The sequence below is a fragment of the Nonomuraea sp. NPDC048882 genome (assembly GCF_040649755.1).
GTDB classification, from domain to species: Bacteria; Actinomycetota; Actinomycetes; order Streptosporangiales; family Streptosporangiaceae; genus Nonomuraea; species Nonomuraea maheshkhaliensis.
In genome coordinates this window covers 54,992-71,786 of the sequence record NZ_JBEZGB010000014.1, presented here as the reverse complement: position 1 = coordinate 71,786, position 16,795 = coordinate 54,992, and the positions used below count along the sequence as shown (strand labels likewise).

Sequence of the window (16,795 nt, the reverse complement as noted above, 5' to 3'; positions counted from 1 at the left end):
AGGCGGGCCCACCCGTAGCGGTCACCCGGAGCCGTCCTGGCGTGGTCGGCCGAAGCCCCATAATGAGGAACCGGCCGACCGCGACGGGAGAGGAGAACGGGTGAGCCATCCTGCGCCGACCGCGACCGCTGAGCCGGTCGTCGGGCGCCGTGAGCGTAAAAAACAGGCCACGCGGGCCGCGTTGCGCGAAGCCGCGCTCCGCCTGTCGTTGCGGCACGGCGTCGAGAACGTCACGGTCGAGCAGATCGCCTACGAGGCCGACATCGCGCTGCGCACCTTCTTCAACTACTTCTCCAGCAAGGAGGAGGCGGTGGTGGCCTCGCTGTCGTCCGGGGCGGAGGCGCTCATCGCCGAGTTCCGGGCCCGGCCGCTCACCGAGTCGGTGCTCCAGGCGTTCCGCGAGGCGGTGCTCACCGTCATGAACCGCAGCGACGCGGCCGGCCGCGACTACATCGAGGCGATGCGGCTGATCAGGAAGGCGCCGTCGCTGGTGCCGCAGAAACTGGCCGTGCTCGCCACCCAGGAACAGGCTCTCGCCACCGCGATAGCCGACCGCCTCGGCCTCCCTCAAGGCCAGGGCCCCGGGGACGGCCCCGTCTATCCGGCGGTGTGCGCGGCGGCGGTGCTGTCGGCGCTCCGGGTCGTCCTAGATCAGTGGCTGCTGCCGGGGCCCGGCCCTGAGCTGACGCCGTCGATGGCCGTGCTGGGCCGGCAGATCGACGAGGCCATCGCCGAACTCGCCACCGGCCTCGACCGGCACCGCTGACCCACGGCCTGAGCCCGGCCGCCCTCCTCCGGGCAGGACCGAGACCCCTGAGCTATCGGCCCGGCCGCTTCATCAGCGGTCGGCCAGGTTCTTCACCCAGGCGGACACGCTCTCCATGAGCACGTCCAGCTCCCGGCGCAACTGCGTGTTCTCCGCGCGGATCTCGGCGTTCTCGTCCCGTACGGCCGCGCAGTCGCCGCGCAGCTCCAGGTTCACCCGGCGCAGCTCGGCGTTCTCCCTGCGCAGCCAGCGCAGTTCGGCCAGCTCGTCCGCCGTCGCCCGATCCTGCGGCTGGTACGCGGGCGACGGACCCGGCCGGCCGGCCTCCTCCGGGACGGCCCGCTCCTCCCGCGACCGGAACGCGTCCCCCCAAGGCCCCAGCTCCTCGTGCACGATCGACATGGGCCGAGACACCCGGGCGAACGGCTGGGTCACCTCGGCGGACGAGCGTCGCACCGGCTCCCCGTGCAGGTCGGCGGCAGGGGCGGGATGCGAGGTCCTGACACCGGCGTCCGCACCCGCATCGGCATCGGAACCTGCACCGGCATCGGCAATCGCATCGGCATTCGCACCAGCGCCGGCACCGGCGAAAGGCCCAGTGATCGGCTCTGGGACCGACCCCGCGGCGGGAGGTTGCGGGGTGGCGGAGGCGGGGGCGGGGGCGGCGGTGGTGCGAGCCTTGGGGAGGGTCAGGGTGACCAAGGCCGCCGCCACGGCGACGCCGCAGCCGATCAGCAGCGCCGTACGGAACCCCGCCTCCGACGGCAGGTCGTGCCCGCCCAGCGTCGTCGTCATCTGAGCCAGCACGACCCCCACCACGGCGGCGGAGACCGAGGTGCCGATGGAGCGCATGAGCGTGTTGAAGCTGTTGGCCGAGGCTGTCTCGGTCTGGGGCACGGCCCCCATGATCAGCGCCGGCATGGCACCGTACGCGAGCCCGACCCCGATGTTGGCCACGCAGCTGGCGATCATCAGCCCCCAGGCCCAGTCCATCAGCCCCAGCGAGGCCCCGTACCCGGCCGCGATGACCAGCGCCCCGGCGAACAGGCTGGTCCTGGGCCCGCGGGCGGCCGACAGGCGGGCGCCGAGCGAGGAGACGGCCATCATCATCAGCCCGGCGGGAGCCAGCCACAGCCCGGCGGCCAGCATCGACTGGCCGAGTCCGTACGCGGTGGCCACGGGCAGTTGCAGGATCTGCATGACGACCAGCGACTGCGCGTACATGGAGAAACCGATGAGGACGGAGGCCAGGTTGGTGAAGAGCACCTGAGGCCGGGCGGTCACCCGCAGGTCCACCAGCGGGTCACGGACGCGCAGCTCGAACAGCCCCCACAGCAGCAGGACGACCACGGCGGCGCCGAGCAGGCCGAGCGTGGTGCCGCTGGTCCAGCCCCAGTCGGCGCCCTTGGACACGCCGAGCAGCAGGCAGACGAGCGCCGCGCCGAGCCCGATGGCGCCGGCGACGTCGAGGCGGCCCCTGGCGGTGGCGGGCGTGACCGGCACGAGTGTCCAGATCAGTACGGCGACCAGCACGCTGAGGGCGGCCGAGCCCCAGAACAGCATCCGCCAGTCGGCGTACTCGGCGACGGCGGCGGAGATGGGCAGGCCGAGCGCGCCGCCGATGCCCATCGAGGAGCTCATCAGCGCGATGGCGGGGCCGATCCGCTGGGGCGGCAGCAGGTCGCGCAGCGCGCTCACCCCGAGCGGGATCATGCCCACACCCAGACCCTGCATGCCACGGCCGGCGATCATCGGGATCAGGGAGGCGGACAGCGCGCACACGGCGGAGCCGGCCATGAGGGGGATCGAGCAGACGAGCATCATGCGGCGCTTGCCGTACAGGTCGCCGAGTTTGCCGACGACGGGGGTGGCGACCGCGCCCACCAGCAGCGTCGCGGTGAGCACCCAGGAGGTGTCGGCGGCGCTGGCGTTCAGCAGCCGGGGCAACTCGCCGACGAGGGGCACTACCAGGGTCTGCATGAGCGCCCCCACGATGCCGGCCACCGCGAGCACGCTGACGATCCCGCCGCCGGAGTGCACGGCAGGCGCAGAGTGCACCATTCATCCCCCTCTTACCTGTTTATGCCGAATGCACCATACACACGCTATGCTCAATGCACAACTTGTGCATGATGCACATCACATCTCGGGGAAGACGAAAGAGACAGCTCGTGAACCAGTCCGTGCGCGCGCTCGAGTACGAGGCCATGCTGCTGTGGCGGCACCGCGACATGAGGCAGCCCAGCGCCCGCAGCGACGACCGGCACCTGGACCGCAGCGCGTACATCCTGCTCAGCCGCCTCGAACTCGCGGGCCCGATGTCGATCGGGCAGCTCAGCGAGGCGTTCGGGGTGGCCTCGTCGACCGTCCACCGGCAGAGCGCGGCCATGCTCTGTGCCGGGCTGGTGGAACGCATCCCCGACCCCGAGGGCGGCATCGCGCGCAAGTTCCGCCTCACCGAGGAGGGGCGGCGCCGCCTGGACGAGGAGCGGGGCCGGAACGTGCGTGGGCTGGAACGCGTCCTCGCGGGCTGGAGCGAGGAGGACACGGCCGCCTTCGCCGCCTATCTCCGGCGGTTCAACGCCGGGATGGAGCGCCTTTCAGCCCAGGGCCCGCCACCCGCCTGATCTACTCCCCATGAATGATCAGCGAGCGGGACGGGGCCAGGTGCGGCCTTCGAGCCGTTCGATGTCGGAGTTGAAGCGGCGCAGATAGCCCGCGAAGGCCGCGGCGTCCTCCTCGCTCCAGCCCTCCAGCACCTTCTCCAGCCCCTGGATGTTCTGCAGGCGCTCGGCCCTGAGGCGGTGCTCGCCCTCCTCGGTGACGCGGAACTTGCGCGCGATGCCGCCCTCCGGGTCGGGGATGCGCTCGACCAGCCCGGCCCGCATCATCGCGGAGGTCTGCCGGTTGAGCGTCGAGGGGTCGAGCCGGAACGCCTCGCTGAGCTGGCCGATCGACATCGGGCCGTCGAGCTCCAGGCGGCTGAGCACGATGTACGCGCTGCGGTCGAGATGTCCGCCGTCGGGGTGAAGACGTGGCGCGGACAGGTAGCGATGCCGCCCGAGCAGCATGGTCTCGTACTCGATGCGGTGGGTGGACTCGTCCATGGCCGGTCTTGATCCCTCCTCGCCGCCAGCCTACACAGGGACGCCCCCGCCCGAGGCCGGCATACCGGACGCAGAACGTCCGGAACGGCTCCTAACATGCGGGGATGACCGAGCACCTCATGACACGCGACCGGGGTCCGATCGAGGCCGGGCGGCTCACCGTCGTCCCCGCGAACGAGGCGTCCTGGGAGGACCTGGACGCGATCTTCGACGCCAACGACGCCCGCCGCTGCCGCTGCCAGCGGTTCAAGGTGGCCGGCTGGTTCTGGCGGGACACCACGCTGGAGGAGCGGGTCGCGATGTCGCGCGCCCAGACCGCCTGCGACGACCCGGACGCGCCGGTGACCAGCGGCCTGGTGGCCTACGTGGACGGGGAGCCCGCGGGCTGGGTGGCGGTCGAGCCGCGCACGGCGTACGTGAAGCTGCGCAACTCCCGCATCCCGTGGGCCGGCCGGAGCGAGGACCGCGACGACGACGGCGTGTGGGCGGTGACCTGCCTCGTGGTCCGCAGGGCCTACCGGGGGCGCGGGCTCACCTATCTCCTCGCGCGGGCCACGGTCGGCTTCGCCCGCGAACGCGGCGCGCGGGCGCTGGAGGCATACCCGATGATCACCCGGGCCGGCAAGGAGATCACCTGGGGCGAGCTGCACGTGGGGGCGCGGCAGGTGTTCGAGGAGGCCGGGTTCGCGGAGATCACTCATCCGACGGCGCGGCGGGTGGTCATGCGGATCGACTTCGCCTCCTGACCGCTCCTGATCGTATGTATACACGGGGTGTATAACCCTGGTGTATAGTCCCGGCCCATGAGCGTTCCCCTTGCGCTGCTCGGCCTGCTGGAGCGGGAGCCCAGCCACGGTTACGACCTCAAGCGCGACTACGACACCTACTTCGGCCAGGGCAAGGCGCTGCCGTTCGGGCAGGTGTACTCCACGCTCGGCCGGCTGGCCAGGGACGGCAAGGTCACGGCGGGCCTGAGCGAGCCGGGCGACGGGCCCGACCGCAAGCGCTACGCGATCACCCCCGTCGGCCGGCGGGAGGTCGAGGAGTGGCTGTCGGAGCCGGTCGCGGCCGAGCCCTACCTGCAGACGGTGCTGTTCACGAAGGTCGTGCTGGCGCTCATGCTCGGGCGCGACGCGGCGGCCTACCTCGACCTGCAGCGGGCCACGCACCTGCGGCGCATGCGGGAGTTCACCCAGATCAAGCGCACCGGCTCGCTGACCGACGCGCTGCTCGCCGACCACGGCATGTTCCACCTGGAGGCCGACCTGCGCTGGATCGACGTCACCCAGGCGCGGCTCGGGGCGCTGGCCGCCATGGTGCGCGAGTCATGATCATCGAAGCGCGCAAGCTCAGCCGCTCGTACGGGAACACCCCGGCGCTGCGCGAGGCCGACCTGGCCGTGGAGGCCGGGGAGATCCTGGCCGTCATGGGGCCGAGCGGCTCGGGCAAGTCGACGCTGCTGCACTGCCTGGCCGGGATCTTCACCCCCGACAGCGGCGAGGTGTGGTTCGGCGAGAGGCGCCTGGACACGATGAGCGACGCCGGGCGCACCAAGCTGCGGCGCACCGCGTTCGGGTTCGTCTTCCAGTTCGGGCAGCTGGTGCCGGAGCTGAGCGTGGCCGACAACGTCGCCCTGCCGCTGCTGCTCGGCCGGGTCAGGCGCAAGGAGGCCTACGCGCGGGCGGCCGGCTGGCTGGAGCGGCTGGGGCTGGCGGAGCTGGGCGGCCGGCGTACCGGGCAGTTGTCCGGCGGCCAGGCGCAGCGGGTGGCCATCGCCCGCGCGCTGGTGCTCGGGCCCCGGGTGCTGTTCGCCGACGAGCCGACCGGCGCGCTCGACTCGCTCACCGGCGAGCACGTCATGGAGCTGCTGGTCGGCCTGGCCCGCGAGGAGGGCACGACGGTGATCGTGGTGACCCACGACGCCCGCGTGGCCGCCTTCGCCGACCGCGAGGTCATCGTCCGCGACGGGCGGGTCACCAACCCCTTCGCCGACCAGGCCGTACGATGATCGATCTGGGCCTGCGCCTGTCGCTGCGCGGCGGCGGGGAGGCGGTGGCCAGACTCGCGCTGATCGTGACGGGGGTGGCGGCCGGCGTCACCGTGCTGCTGGTCACGCTCTCGCTCTTCAACGCCTTCCAAGCCACCTCCGCCCGCCCCTGCTGGGAGTGCACCACCGGCACCGCGCCCAGCGGCTGGGCCCTCGACGCCACCGCCGACGGCGCGCTGTGGAATTACCGCGAGGACTACTACGCCGGTCAGAGCATCAAGCGCCTGGACGCCGCCGCGCTCGGCCCGCGCGCGCCGGTCGTGCCCGGCCTGGCGCGCATGCCCGCCCCCGGCCAGTACTACGCGTCCCCCGCCCTGGCCAGGCTGCTGGCCTCGGTGCCGCCCGAGCAGTTGGGCGACCGCTTCCCCGGCACGCTCGCGGGCACCGTCGGCCGGGCCGCCCTGTCCGGCCCCGACGAGCTGACCGTCGTGGTGGGACGCAAGCCGCTGGAGGTCGCCGCCCTCGCAGGGACACGGCAGGTGGACACGGTGGAGACCGGCACCGGCTACGACGATTTCGGCGACATCTACCGGTTCGGGTTCGCCGTCGCGGCCATCGGGTTGTTCGTGCCGCTGCTCGTGCTCGTCGGCGCCGCCACCCGGCTGTCCGCCGCCCGCCGCGAGGCGCGCTTCGCCGCGATCCGGCTCGTCGGCGCCACGTCCCGCCAGATCAGCGTGATCGCCGCGGTGGACGCGGCGATCGGCGCGTTCCTGGGCGCGCTGCTCGGCGTCGCGCTGTTCCCGCTGGTACGCCCGGCCGTGGCGGACGTACGCATCACCGGCGCCCGCTTCTTCCTCGACCTGGTGGCCCCCGCGCCCTGGCAGTACGCGGCCGTGCTCGTCTGTGTGCCCCTCCTGGCCGGGTGCAGCGCCCTGTGGTCGCTGCGCCGGGTACGGGTCTCGCCGCTCGGCACCGTCAAGAAGGCCGCGCCCCGGCCGCCTCGGGTCTGGCGGGTGATCCCGCTGCTGGCCGGGCTCGGGCTGTTCGCCGGGCCGGTGTTCCGTAGCGAGGGCCACAAGCTCGATGAAGGGGTGGCCGGGGCGGCGCTCGCCCTGGTCATGGTCGGGCTGGTGCTGGCCGGGCCGTGGCTGACGATGCTGGCCGCGCGGCTCGCGGCCCGCGTGACCGGGGGCGCGGCCACGCTGCTCGCCTCACAGCGGCTGGCGGCCGATCCCCGGGGCGCCTTCCGCTCGGTGAGCGGGCTCGTGCTGGCGGTGTTCCTGGGCACGGCGATCTCGGGCATCGTCCCGGCCGTCGTCTCCGGGCAGCAGGCCGTGGCCGGCGGCGCGCTGACCGGCGTGCTGCGCGCTCCGCTGGGCCTCGGCGGGCTGCCGCCGCGCGAGGGGGCCGAGCTGCTCGACCGCCTGCGTTCGTACCCGGGGGTCGGCGTGCTGCCCGTCTACGCGCTGGCGGAGCCGGCCGAGAACCACGTGATCAGCCCTGATGGGCCGCCGCCGACGACGGCCGTCGAGTGCGCGGAGCTGGCCCGCTTTCCCGTGCTCGGGACGTGCCCGGCGGGCGCGCGGGCCGTCATGGGCAACTTCGAGCGGGTGATGGGGCTGGACAATCCCCTCACCGTCGACCGGATCCTGCCCCTCTCCGGCCCCTCCAGCCGGCCCGTCTCCACCACCACCGGCCTCAGCCTCGCGGCGGTCCTGGTCCGCCTCGACGCCACGAACAGCGCCGACGAGAGCAGCGCAGGAGCGGGCGCGGGGCGTACCGAGGCGGACGGGGCGGCGACCTTGGAGCGGGTGCGGACGTTGCTGGCGCGGTACGGCGCCGACGCGCCGATGACCTTCGCCGAGGTCGCCCAGACCAGGGCGACCCTGTTCACCCAGGTCGAGAACATCGCGCTGGGCATGGTCGCGCTGACCCTGCTGACCGGCGGGTGCAGTCTCGTCGTGGCGGTGGGCGGCGGGCTGATGGAGCGCAGGCAGCCGTTCACCCTGCTGCGGCTGGCGGGCACGCCTGCCCGCACCCTGGCCTCGGTGGTGCTGCTGGAGTCGGCGCTGCCGCTGGTCCTGGCCGCCGCCGTGGCCGCTGCGGCCGGTTTCGGCGTGGCGGGCCCGCTGATCGACGGGCTCGCGATGAAGAGCGCCTCGCCGGCGCTGCCCGGCCCCGTCTACTTCGCCACCGCCGGCGCGGGACTGGCCGCGTCGTTGCTGGTCATCCTCATGGCGCTGCCGTTGCTGCGGCACATGACCGCGCCCGACAACGCGCGTTTCGAATAGGAGAACCCCCATGAAGCTCAGACCCTGGCCGGCCGCGGTGGCGGCCCTGGCCTTAATCACGACTGTCACGGTGACGGTGCCGGGCACGGCGGCCGCCGCGGCCCCGGACGGGCCCGCAACCGCGGACCAGGGCCGGCCCGCCTCGGCGGAGCAGGACCGGCCGGCCGACGGGAGCTACGCGGCCGAGATCCGGCGCACCGAGTACGGCATCCCGCACATCTCCGCCAAGGACCACGGCGGGCTCGGCTTCGGCTACGGCTACGCGTTCGCCCAGGACAACCTGTGTGTCCTGGCCTCGTGGGTGACGACGCTGCGCGGCGAACGCTCGCAGTTCTTCGGCCCCGAGGCGGAGTCGGACGACCCGGTCCGCCCGGTCGCGAACCTCACCAGCGACATCTACTTCAAGAGCGTCGCCGACTCGGGCGTCGTACCGAGGCTGCTGGCCAGGCCCGCGCCGGTCGGCCCCACCGACGAGATGCGCCGGCTCGTGGCCGGTTACGCCGCCGGCTACAACAAGTACCTGCAAGACACCGGCCTGGCGAACCTGCCCGACCCCACCTGCCGGGGCCAGGCGTGGGTGCGTCCCGTCACCGCCACCGACGTCTGGTACAACCTCCTCGACCTCAACCGCCTGGCGGGCGGCTCCGGCCTCAAGGAGGCCGTCGCCGGAGACGGCGAGGCCGAGCGGGACGGCCCGGCCCCCGGCAGCAACGCCTGGGCGCTCGGCCGCCAGGCCACCAGGGACGGGCACGGCATGCTGCTGGCCGACCCGCACTTCCCATGGAACGGCATCCGCCGCTTCTACCAGGTGCAGCTCACCATCCCCGGCGTGCTCGACGTAGCGGGCGCCAGCCTGTACGGCACCCCGGTCGTCCAGATCGGCCACAACGCGAACATCGCCTGGGCGCACACCGTCTCCCACGCCCACCGCTTCAGCGTCTACCGGCTGAAGCTGGCCGGCGGGCGCGGCGGCTACCTGGTGGACGGAAAGACCGAGCCGATGGGGCGTCAGGAGGTCGAGGTGCGGCTGAACGACGGCGGCATCGTCACCCGTACCCTCCCCACCTCCCGTTACGGCCCCGTGCTGGCCGCCGGGCAGAGCGACGAGTACGCCTACGCGCTGGCCGACGTCAACGCCGCCAACCTGCGCTCGGCGGACACGTGGCTGGCGATGGCCAAGGCGCGCGACCTCAAGGAACTGCGTGCCGCCCAGGACACCTACCAGGGGCTGCCGTTCGTCTACACGCTGGCCACCGACGCCGCCGGCACGACCACGTTCGCCGACGCCTCGGTCGTCCCCCACGTCACCGACGCCATGGCGCGCCGCTGCACCGTGCCGTCGCCCGACCCGTCGCTGGAGGCGTACGTGCTGGACGGTTCCAGGTCGGCGTGCCTGTGGGGCAAGGACGGCGACGCCGTCGTGCCCGGCATCTTCGGGCCGGGCAGCCAGCCCCGGCTGACCAGGGCCGACTACGTCGCCAACAGCAACAACACCCCGTGGATGACGAACCCGGAGGCGCCGCTGACCGGTTACGACGAGGTGTGGGGCAAGGTCCGCACCGACGTCGAGCCGCGGCCCCGGGTGAGCCTCGACATGATCGCCCGGCGGCTGTCGGGCTCCGACGGGCTCGGCCCGCGCGGCTTCACCCTGGACACCCTGAGCGCCACCGTCCGCTCGAAGCGCAACTACACGTTCGAGCTGCTGCGTCAGGACCTGGTGGCGCTGTGCCGGGCCCATCCCGTGATGAGCACGGCCGCCGGCGAGCGGGTCGACGTGCGCGCGGCCTGCCGGACGCTGACGGCCTGGGACGGGCGCGCCACCCTGGACGGCGAAGGGGCAATCCTGTGGCGCGAGTTCTACACCGGGATGGAGCGCCCGACGAAGCCGGGTGAACCCAGCTGGCGCTGGTGGCGGGTGCCGTTCGATCCCGATCATCCGCTCACCACGCCGCGCGGGCTCAAGCGGGACGCCCCCGAGGTGCGGCAGGCCCTGGCCGAGGCGGTCAAGGCGTTCGAGGACGGCGGCATGCCGCTCACCCTCACCCCGCGCCAGGCCCAGCGTTACGGCGCGAACCCGATCCCCGGCTGCACCGAAGCCGAGGGCTGCTTCGACCGGGTACGCATGCGCGGCAGGCTCACCGGCGGGCGCTATCCGGACGTGGACACCGGCTCCAGCTTCATGATGGCCGTCGAGCTCACCCCCGACGGTCCGAGGACGCGCACGATCCTCACCTACTCGCTGTCCGCGAACCCGTCCTCGCCGTACCACGCCGACCAGACGGCCCTGTTCGCGCGCGGCGGGTGGGTGACGGAACGTTTCACCGAAGCCGAGATCAAGGCGGATCCGCGGCTGCGCGTCACCACCGTGCGGGGGGTGAGAGAAGCGCCCGGCGGGGCCGGCGGCGGGTGAAGGCACGGCGTTCAGGTCGCGATCTATCGGACGCTTCCGCCGGCGATCTCCCGGTGGTTCCGCTCGATCTCCCGATGGTTCGGCCCGCGATCTCCCGGATGAACGCCGGCCATCCGCCAATTCGCGATTAACCGCGTAGTTAAGGGGACGCCGAATGGCGTTAGGGGCTCCCGGCAAGGTGTCGCCGAGGCCCGCGGCTAATGGCGAAGAAAGGAAGTCAGCCGAAACTCGTGACTCGCGGGCGGGGTCCCGGCCGCGTCAACGCGGCCGAATCGGGGCGGCCGGTTGAACGCGGCGTGCGGGGCGGGACCCCGGACGCTCGTTCAGTGGGCCGCCTCGTACTGCTCCACGACGGTGGAGGCGATCCGGCCGCGCTCGCTCACCGGCAGCCCCTGCGCCTTGGCCCACCGCCTGATCTCGGTCGACTTCTCCCTGCTGACGGCCCTGGAGGAGACGGCGCCCGCACGACGGCCGCGCGTGCCCCTGTCGGCGCGGACGGCACGCGCCTTGGTGATGAAGGGGGCCAGGGCCCGCTCCAGCTTCTCCCGGTTGGATCCGGACAGGTCGATCTCGTAGTTGGTGCCGTCGAGAGAGAACCTCGTGGTCCCTTCGGCATCACTGCCGTCGATGTCATCGAGAAAGGACTCAACAATACGCTTCGCCATAAGGGTGCTCCAATTTACGTCACGGTTGCACGTACTGTAGCCACCTTCAGCAGATCATGCACCTCTCGGGGGTGCCTTCGCGGTAAAAAGGCACGAGTGCGCCGCGGCGTTCGGGCATGAAAGGCACTTGCCCAAAGGCGTCCGCGTCTGTACGGGTCCGGCATGGCATCACCGTGTTGAAGGGCAATTCAAAGACCGTTCCGGCCGCCGTCTCCGTCAGCCCCGCGCCCGTACTCGTGCCAGAAGTCGCGCCCGTAGTCGCGGCTCTACTCGCGAGGGTGCTCGCGGCGGTAATGGTAGCGGTGCGACGTCGTGAAGCCGAGCCCTTCGTAGAGCGCGCGGGCCGGGTGGTTGTCCTCCTCGACCTGAAGATAGAGGCAGGGCGCGCCCCGCTCCTGCGACCACCGGGCCAGCTCCGCCATAACGGCCCTGGCCACGCCCTCGCGCCGGCGGCCTGGATGGGTGGCCATGCAGAACACGCCCGTCCAGCCGTCGTCCATGACCGCCAGCCCCAGACCGGCCCCGTTGCCGGCGACCAGCAGCACCGTCTCGGGTTCGATCCGCCCGATGACCGGCATGCTGCCGGCGTCACCGGTCACGGCCTCGAACAACGCGGCCCAGCGATCCCGATCGAAGACCCGCTCGACCCCGCTGTCCCCGTTCTTCGTGGCGGCGGTGAGGACGGTCTCCGCGTCCGCGGTCATGACGAGTGTCTCGCCGGTCTTGGCGTATCCGCGGGCGGCCAGGCCCGCGTCCAGCTCCGTGTGCTGCTCGGCCGGGCTGACCTGGACGATCGCGGGCAGGCAGCGGTCGGCGTAGAAGGTCTCCACCGCGGCGAGGGACGGGGACGCGTTCACGAGCGGGAGCGCCGAGTTGGAGCGCTTGCGGTGGACGCCGGGCGTGTGGCGCAGGAGCCAGCCGTCACGTTCCTCCGCGTGCCCGGCGGGCCAGGCCGCGACGGCGCGCCGCTCGATCTGCCGGGCCCGCGAGCCCGCGCACAGCCGGGCCAGCTCGGGCACCATCCACTTGAGCAGGTCCTCGTCGGCGGGGTCCGAGGGGGCGTACTCGGTGATGCCGAGCCCGACGATCTCGTGCCGGGCGGCCAGGTCGGCGACGGCCGCGATCAGGGCCTCGGGGCTCAGGCCGTCGGGTTCGGGATAGCCGACGGAGGCGAAGCCGTCGAGGACGTCGAGATCGACGTGGACGTAGACGAGAGCGTCGTCGGCGACATCGGCCAGGCCGCCGATGTCGGCCAGCCGGATGTAGTCGGCCTCGGCCGGGTCCAGCACCCGCGTTCCGACGAGGGCGAGCTGATCGGGGCGCAGCGCGGGCGAGGGAACCAGGTCCGGCGGGCCCTCCCCCAGCAGCGTACGGACGATCATGCCGTGGAAGGCCCCCGACGGGGAGGACTCCGGCGAGTTCAGGTCGCCGTGGGCGTCGAACCACACGACGTGCAGCCGGTCGCCGTACCGGCGCAGCGCGGCGGCGACCGGCTCCAGCTCGACGCCGCAGTCGCCGCCGACCGTGATGGTGAAGCCGTCGGCGGGCAGCGCGCGCCGGACCCTCGCGGCGGTCTCGGCCAGGGTGGCGCCCGTCTCCACCCGGACGTGCGCGTCGGCCGGGACCATCGCCGCCAGCCGGGCGGCGCCTTCGACCAGCCTCGGCGCCGTGGGCGAGAGCGAGCCCTGCCACTGGGGCACCTCGACGACAGTTCGCATCACGGTTCTCCTCGCCTCGATCTCCGGTGGTGATCCCGGTGCTGATTTCGGGTGGTGCGGCGACAGTCTCGCGTGGTCGAATCGGCAACGTCCACTTAGTAATCGTGAGCTGATCTATAAGGATCGCTTGATGTTGGATCCCACCAGACTCCGCCTGCTGCGCGAGTTCGCCGAGCACGGCACGATGACGGCCGTGGGCGAGGTCTGCGGCATGACCTCCTCGGCCGTCTCCCAGCAACTGGCCACGCTCGAACGCGAGGCCGGGGTGCCGCTGTTCGAGCGTTCCGGGCGCCGGGTCCGGCTCACGGCGGAAGGACGGCGTCTCGTACGGCACGCGCACATCGTCCTCAACGCCCTGGACGCCGCGGAGGAGGATCTCCGCTCGGCCACGACCCCGCGCGGACCCGTCCGGGTGGCGTGTTTCGCCACGGCCGCCGTGCACCGCCTGCTCCCCGCGATGGCCGTGGCCAGGACCCGCCATCCGGGCCTGCGGGTCATCCTGGCCGAGCTCGAACCCCGAGAGACCGTCGAGGCACTCCGTCGTGGCGCCTGCGACCTCGGGATCTCCTTCACCTACAACCTGATCCCCGAGGACCTGCCGCCGGGGATCTCCCGCTGGTTCGTGGGCGCCGAGCCGATCCTGCTCGCCCTCCCCGCAACTCATCCGGCCGCAGCGGACCTGGGCGCGGTGGATCTGGGCACGTTGCGCGGTGATCCGTGGATCGCGGGCTCTCGGGGCACCACCGACCATGTGCTGCTCGGGCGGGCCTGTGCCATGGCGGGCTTCCATCCGGACGTCATCCACACCGCCGACGACTACGCGCTCGTCCTGCGTATGGTGCGCGAGGGCCTGGGCGTCGGACTGGTGCCCGAACTGGTCGCGTCCGTGGTCGGCGTGCCCGACGGCGTGGTGCTCCGGCCGATCTCCACGGTCGAGATCACCCGGACCACGTACGCGCTGGTCCGCACCGTGACGCCGGCGGTCGCCGCCGTACTCGACCTGCTCGGCGCCCTCCCCGAGGCTCAGGCAGTGGGCAGGCGGTAGACGGAGACGTGGGAGCGTGACTCGGCGGTGAACTCGGCGCCGGTCCAGTCGGCGTGCCTGCTCTCCAGCTCGAACCCCGCCGGCTGGGCCATGAGGTCGAGCTCGGCCGGCCAGATGTAGCGGTGAGGGCTGCGGAACAGCTCGGCCCGCCCGCTGTCGTCGAACCTGAAGTGGTGGGAGACGACGTGCTGGCGCAGCACGTCGACGGTGTCGAGGCCGATGTACCCCGGCTCGGACGCGAACACGACCGCCCGCTGGCCAGGGGGCAGCTTGCGCAGGTCGGGCACCCAGAGCTCGATCACGAAGCGTCCGCCCGGCGCGAGGTGACGGGCGGCGTTGCGGAAGCACTCGACCTGCTCGGCCTGGGTGAGCAGGTTGGAGATCGTGTTGTAGACGAGGTAGACGAGCGTGTAGTCGCCCGGCGCCACGACGGTCGCCATGTCGCCCTCGACCACCGGGATGACGGCTTCGCTCACCTTGGTCCGCAGTTGCGCGATCATCGCGGGCGCCAGCTCGACGCCGGTGACGGGCACTCCGCGCTCGGCCAGTGGCACGGCCACCCGTCCCGTGCCGATGGCGAACTCCAGCGCTCGCCCGCCTTCCGCGAGCTCGGCCAGGCGGTCCACGGCGGGGCCCAGCACCTCGGGCGCGAACATTCCGGTGCCCGGCGTGTCGTAGCCCCTGGCGACGTCGTCGTTCCAGATCTCCTGCTGTCGCATCCGCTCACCATGGTCATCCGGGTGCACGATGTCCACCGAATTTCACCAGCCGGGCGCTGGTCGAGGTGGACGGCACCGGACGGCGGATGGACGGCAGGCGGGGGCGGACAGCGGGCGAACGGCGGGCGGCCGGCGGCGGGCGGGCAGACAGTCGTGGACTCAGTCGAACTCCTCGACGTACTCCTCCGGCGGCCCGAGCTCCGGCCGGTCGCGCAGTTCGAGAACGTCGCCGCAACGTTCGAGTTCCAGCACGGTCACGACGTTGTCCCCCTCGCGCAGCAGCGGCGCGGGGCAGTACAGCGTGACCTGGGGGCCGATGTCCCAGTAGCGGCCGAGCAGGAACCCGTTGACCCAGACCAGCCCGCGACCCGATCCCGGCAGGGCGAGGAAGGTGTCGGCGGGCGTCCCGACGCGCACGATCGCCTCGGCGAACCCGGCGCCGACCGGCGCGGCGCCTGCGAATCCCCCGGCAGCCGCAGAATCGCCGGCTGAGGTCGCGGTGGCGAGGTCGGTGGTGGTCCACTCCTGGAGGGCGATCGGCCTGCTCTCCCAGCCCTGCACGATCCGCCGGTCGATGAGCACCGGCCCGAGCAGCCCCTTGTGCCGGCCGAGGCCGGGCCCGTAGTTCACCCGGCCGAGGCTCTCGGCCAGGATCTCCAGCCGTACGACGGCCCCGCTCCCGCGTACGGACAGCTCAGGCAGGCCGGGACCGGCCACGCCCAGGACCGTGCCGTCGCAGAAGACCATGGCCCGGTCGCGTACGTCGGTGAGCGTGAGCCGGTGCTCACCTTCGGGGACGCGCGGGTGCGCGGTGTGCAGGACCATTCCGGCGTCGAGCCCGAGCCGTTCGAACGAGGCCGGTCGCGGCTCGACCGTGGCGGGCGCGGGCACGGCGCGCAGGCCGGGCAGCAGTCCGGCGCGGCGGACGAGCGGCACCCGCGCCGGCGGCAGCACCGGCAGCCGTTCGGGCACCCGCAGCGGCCCCCGGGCGCCGAGAGCCGCGCGCATGGCGTGGAACTTGGGCGTGAGGCTGCCGTCCTCGGCCACCGGCGCATCGGAGTCGTAGCTGGTCACGGTGGGCTGCAGCCGGCCCTCGTGCTCGTTGGCGCCGGCCCAGAGCCCGAAGTTGGTGCCGCCGTGGGCCATGTAGACGCTCACGCTGCCGCCGTCGGCGATGATCCCTTCGAGCGTGCGCACGGCGCTGTCCACTCCGCGCACGTGATGCTGTTCGCCCCAGTGGTCGAACCAGCCGTTCCAGAACTCGGCGACGACGAACGGCTCGTCCGGCCGCCGCGCCGCCTGCAGCCGCCGGGCGGCGGCGGGTTTGGAGCCCAGGGTGACGGCGGCCAGGGTGCCGGGCAGGGTGCCGCCGTCCAGCATCAGCTCGGTGGGGCCGTCGGCGGTGAACAGCAGCTCCCCGATGCCGCGCGAGGTCAGCGCCTCGCGGTTCCAGCGCAGGTACGCCTGGTCGTCGCCGTAGCTGCCGAACTCGTTCTCGACCTGCACTGCAACGATCGGCCCGCCCGCGCCGGCCTGGAGCGCGGCCAGGCGCGGGATCAGCTCGTCGAACCAGCGGCCGACGGCGGCGGTGAACGCGGGGTCGGAGCTGCGCAGGGCGACGTCGCGGGCGGTGAGCCAGCTCGGCAGGCCGCCGTTCGACCATTCGGCGCAGATGTACGGCCCCGGCCGCACGACGACGTCGAGCCCCTCCTCCCCCACCAGGCGGATGAACCGCTCGACGTCACGCCAGCCGTCGAAGCGGGGCGCCTCGTCCTCGCGGGGCTGGTGGAAGTTCCACGCGACGTAGGTGTCGATCGTGTTGAGCCCGAGGTCGGCCAGGCGGCGGATGCGGTCCCGCCAGAGCTCGGGGTGGACGCGGAAGTAGTGCAACCCTCCGGACAGGATGCGATGGGGCACGCCGTGCCGGCGCAGGCGGCCTCCGGACCAGGTGAGCGCGCTCGTCGCCGTTCCGGCAGACGCCTCGGACGCCGTGAACGCCGCAGAGGCCGTAGGTGCCGCGGAGGTCGTAGGTGCCGCGGAGGTCGTGGGGTTTGGCGTCGCAGGGAGCTCGATCACGAGGGGAGACC

14 protein-coding genes are annotated in these 16,795 nt (G+C 72.6%); 8 read left to right on the top strand and 6 right to left on the bottom strand.

The window, feature by feature from the left end:
* Nucleotides 1–100 precede the first annotated feature (100 nt).
* Nucleotides 101–766, top strand: a complete 666-nt coding sequence (locus tag AB0C27_RS39980) for a TetR family transcriptional regulator (RefSeq protein ID WP_357855718.1) — start codon at nucleotides 101–103, stop codon at nucleotides 764–766.
* Between the two features lie 72 nt (nucleotides 767–838).
* Here AB0C27_RS39980 and AB0C27_RS39975 read toward each other — a convergent pair whose 3' ends face one another.
* On the bottom strand, nucleotides 839–2,827 hold the full coding sequence (locus AB0C27_RS39975; protein WP_357855715.1) for an MFS transporter: 1,989 nt from the start codon (nucleotides 2,825–2,827) through the stop codon (nucleotides 839–841).
* Nucleotides 2,828–2,937: 110 nt separating this feature from the next.
* Between AB0C27_RS39975 and AB0C27_RS39970 the strand changes: the two genes are divergently transcribed.
* Nucleotides 2,938–3,393, top strand: a complete 456-nt coding sequence (locus AB0C27_RS39970; protein ID WP_357855712.1) for a MarR family transcriptional regulator — start codon at nucleotides 2,938–2,940, stop codon at nucleotides 3,391–3,393.
* Nucleotides 3,394–3,411: 18 nt separating this feature from the next.
* Here the strand turns inward: AB0C27_RS39970 and AB0C27_RS39965 are convergent, their stop codons facing one another.
* Nucleotides 3,412–3,873, bottom strand: a complete 462-nt coding sequence (locus AB0C27_RS39965) for a MarR family transcriptional regulator (RefSeq protein ID WP_357855709.1) — start codon at nucleotides 3,871–3,873, stop codon at nucleotides 3,412–3,414.
* A gap of 104 nt (nucleotides 3,874–3,977) precedes the next feature.
* Between AB0C27_RS39965 and AB0C27_RS39960 the strand changes: the two genes are divergently transcribed.
* From AB0C27_RS39960 to AB0C27_RS39940, 5 genes are read left to right on the top strand one after another with little or no spacing between them, the layout of a single operon-like run.
* On the top strand, nucleotides 3,978–4,619 hold the full coding sequence (locus tag AB0C27_RS39960; protein ID WP_357855705.1) for a GNAT family N-acetyltransferase: 642 nt from the start codon (nucleotides 3,978–3,980) through the stop codon (nucleotides 4,617–4,619).
* A 57-nt stretch (nucleotides 4,620–4,676) separates the two neighbouring features.
* Entirely contained in the window at nucleotides 4,677–5,204 is a 528-nt protein-coding gene (locus AB0C27_RS39955; protein WP_346105821.1) for a PadR family transcriptional regulator, read from the top strand.
* Nucleotides 5,201–5,881, top strand: coding sequence for an ABC transporter ATP-binding protein (locus AB0C27_RS39950; protein ID WP_357855702.1), 681 nt, complete (start codon nucleotides 5,201–5,203; stop codon nucleotides 5,879–5,881). The genes AB0C27_RS39955 and AB0C27_RS39950 overlap by 4 nt, the downstream gene beginning before the upstream one ends.
* Nucleotides 5,878–8,151, top strand: coding sequence for an FtsX-like permease family protein (locus AB0C27_RS39945; RefSeq protein ID WP_357855699.1), 2,274 nt, complete (start codon nucleotides 5,878–5,880; stop codon nucleotides 8,149–8,151). Before AB0C27_RS39950 ends, AB0C27_RS39945 begins: the two co-directional genes overlap by 4 nt.
* A 10-nt stretch (nucleotides 8,152–8,161) precedes the next feature.
* Nucleotides 8,162–10,561: a penicillin acylase family protein gene (locus AB0C27_RS39940; protein WP_357855696.1), complete on the top strand. Its 2,400-nt coding sequence runs from the start codon at nucleotides 8,162–8,164 to the stop codon at nucleotides 10,559–10,561.
* A gap of 323 nt (nucleotides 10,562–10,884) precedes the next feature.
* Here the strand turns inward: AB0C27_RS39940 and AB0C27_RS39935 are convergent, their stop codons facing one another.
* Nucleotides 10,885–11,226, bottom strand: coding sequence for an Lsr2 family protein (locus AB0C27_RS39935; RefSeq protein ID WP_357855693.1), 342 nt, complete (start codon nucleotides 11,224–11,226; stop codon nucleotides 10,885–10,887).
* Between the two features lie 266 nt (nucleotides 11,227–11,492).
* Nucleotides 11,493–12,944, bottom strand: a complete 1,452-nt coding sequence (locus tag AB0C27_RS39930) for a GNAT family N-acetyltransferase (RefSeq protein ID WP_357855690.1) — start codon at nucleotides 12,942–12,944, stop codon at nucleotides 11,493–11,495.
* Nucleotides 12,945–13,074: 130 nt separating this feature from the next.
* Between AB0C27_RS39930 and AB0C27_RS39925 the strand changes: the two genes are divergently transcribed.
* The gene (locus tag AB0C27_RS39925) at nucleotides 13,075–13,989 is read left to right on the top strand and encodes a LysR family transcriptional regulator (RefSeq protein ID WP_357855687.1); all 915 of its coding nucleotides are present in this window, start codon (nucleotides 13,075–13,077) and stop codon (nucleotides 13,987–13,989) included.
* Here the strand turns inward: AB0C27_RS39925 and AB0C27_RS39920 are convergent.
* Together AB0C27_RS39920 and AB0C27_RS39915 are read right to left on the bottom strand one after the other, a co-directional pair.
* A complete protein-coding gene (locus AB0C27_RS39920; protein ID WP_357855685.1) occupies nucleotides 13,968–14,708 on the bottom strand; it encodes a methyltransferase domain-containing protein in 741 nt (246 codons plus the stop codon). The genes AB0C27_RS39925 and AB0C27_RS39920 overlap by 22 nt on opposite strands.
* Before the next feature lie 159 nt (nucleotides 14,709–14,867).
* Entirely contained in the window at nucleotides 14,868–16,784 is a 1,917-nt protein-coding gene (locus tag AB0C27_RS39915; RefSeq protein WP_357855682.1) for a glycoside hydrolase family 35 protein, read from the bottom strand.
* Between the last annotated feature and the right edge of the window lie 11 nt (nucleotides 16,785–16,795).

Bases quoted from the DNA above. Each gene is read 5' to 3' on its own strand.
- AB0C27_RS39940 (WP_357855696.1), top strand. From the start codon at position 8,162: ATGAAGCTCAGACCCTGGCCGGCCGCGGTGGCGGCCCTGGCCTTAATC.
- AB0C27_RS39955 (WP_346105821.1), top strand. From the start codon at position 4,677: ATGAGCGTTCCCCTTGCGCTGCTCGGCCTGCTGGAGCGGGAGCCCAGC.
- AB0C27_RS39945 (WP_357855699.1), top strand. From the start codon at position 5,878: ATGATCGATCTGGGCCTGCGCCTGTCGCTGCGCGGCGGCGGGGAGGCG.
- AB0C27_RS39960 (WP_357855705.1), top strand. From the start codon at position 3,978: ATGACCGAGCACCTCATGACACGCGACCGGGGTCCGATCGAGGCCGGG.
- AB0C27_RS39935 (WP_357855693.1), bottom strand. From the start codon at position 11,226: ATGGCGAAGCGTATTGTTGAGTCCTTTCTCGATGACATCGACGGCAGT.
- AB0C27_RS39965 (WP_357855709.1), bottom strand. From the start codon at position 3,873: ATGGACGAGTCCACCCACCGCATCGAGTACGAGACCATGCTGCTCGGG.
- AB0C27_RS39930 (WP_357855690.1), bottom strand. From the start codon at position 12,944: ATGCGAACTGTCGTCGAGGTGCCCCAGTGGCAGGGCTCGCTCTCGCCC.
- AB0C27_RS39975 (WP_357855715.1), bottom strand. From the start codon at position 2,827: ATGGTGCACTCTGCGCCTGCCGTGCACTCCGGCGGCGGGATCGTCAGC.
- AB0C27_RS39925 (WP_357855687.1), top strand. From the start codon at position 13,075: ATGTTGGATCCCACCAGACTCCGCCTGCTGCGCGAGTTCGCCGAGCAC.
- AB0C27_RS39920 (WP_357855685.1), bottom strand. From the start codon at position 14,708: ATGCGACAGCAGGAGATCTGGAACGACGACGTCGCCAGGGGCTACGAC.
- AB0C27_RS39950 (WP_357855702.1), top strand. From the start codon at position 5,201: ATGATCATCGAAGCGCGCAAGCTCAGCCGCTCGTACGGGAACACCCCG.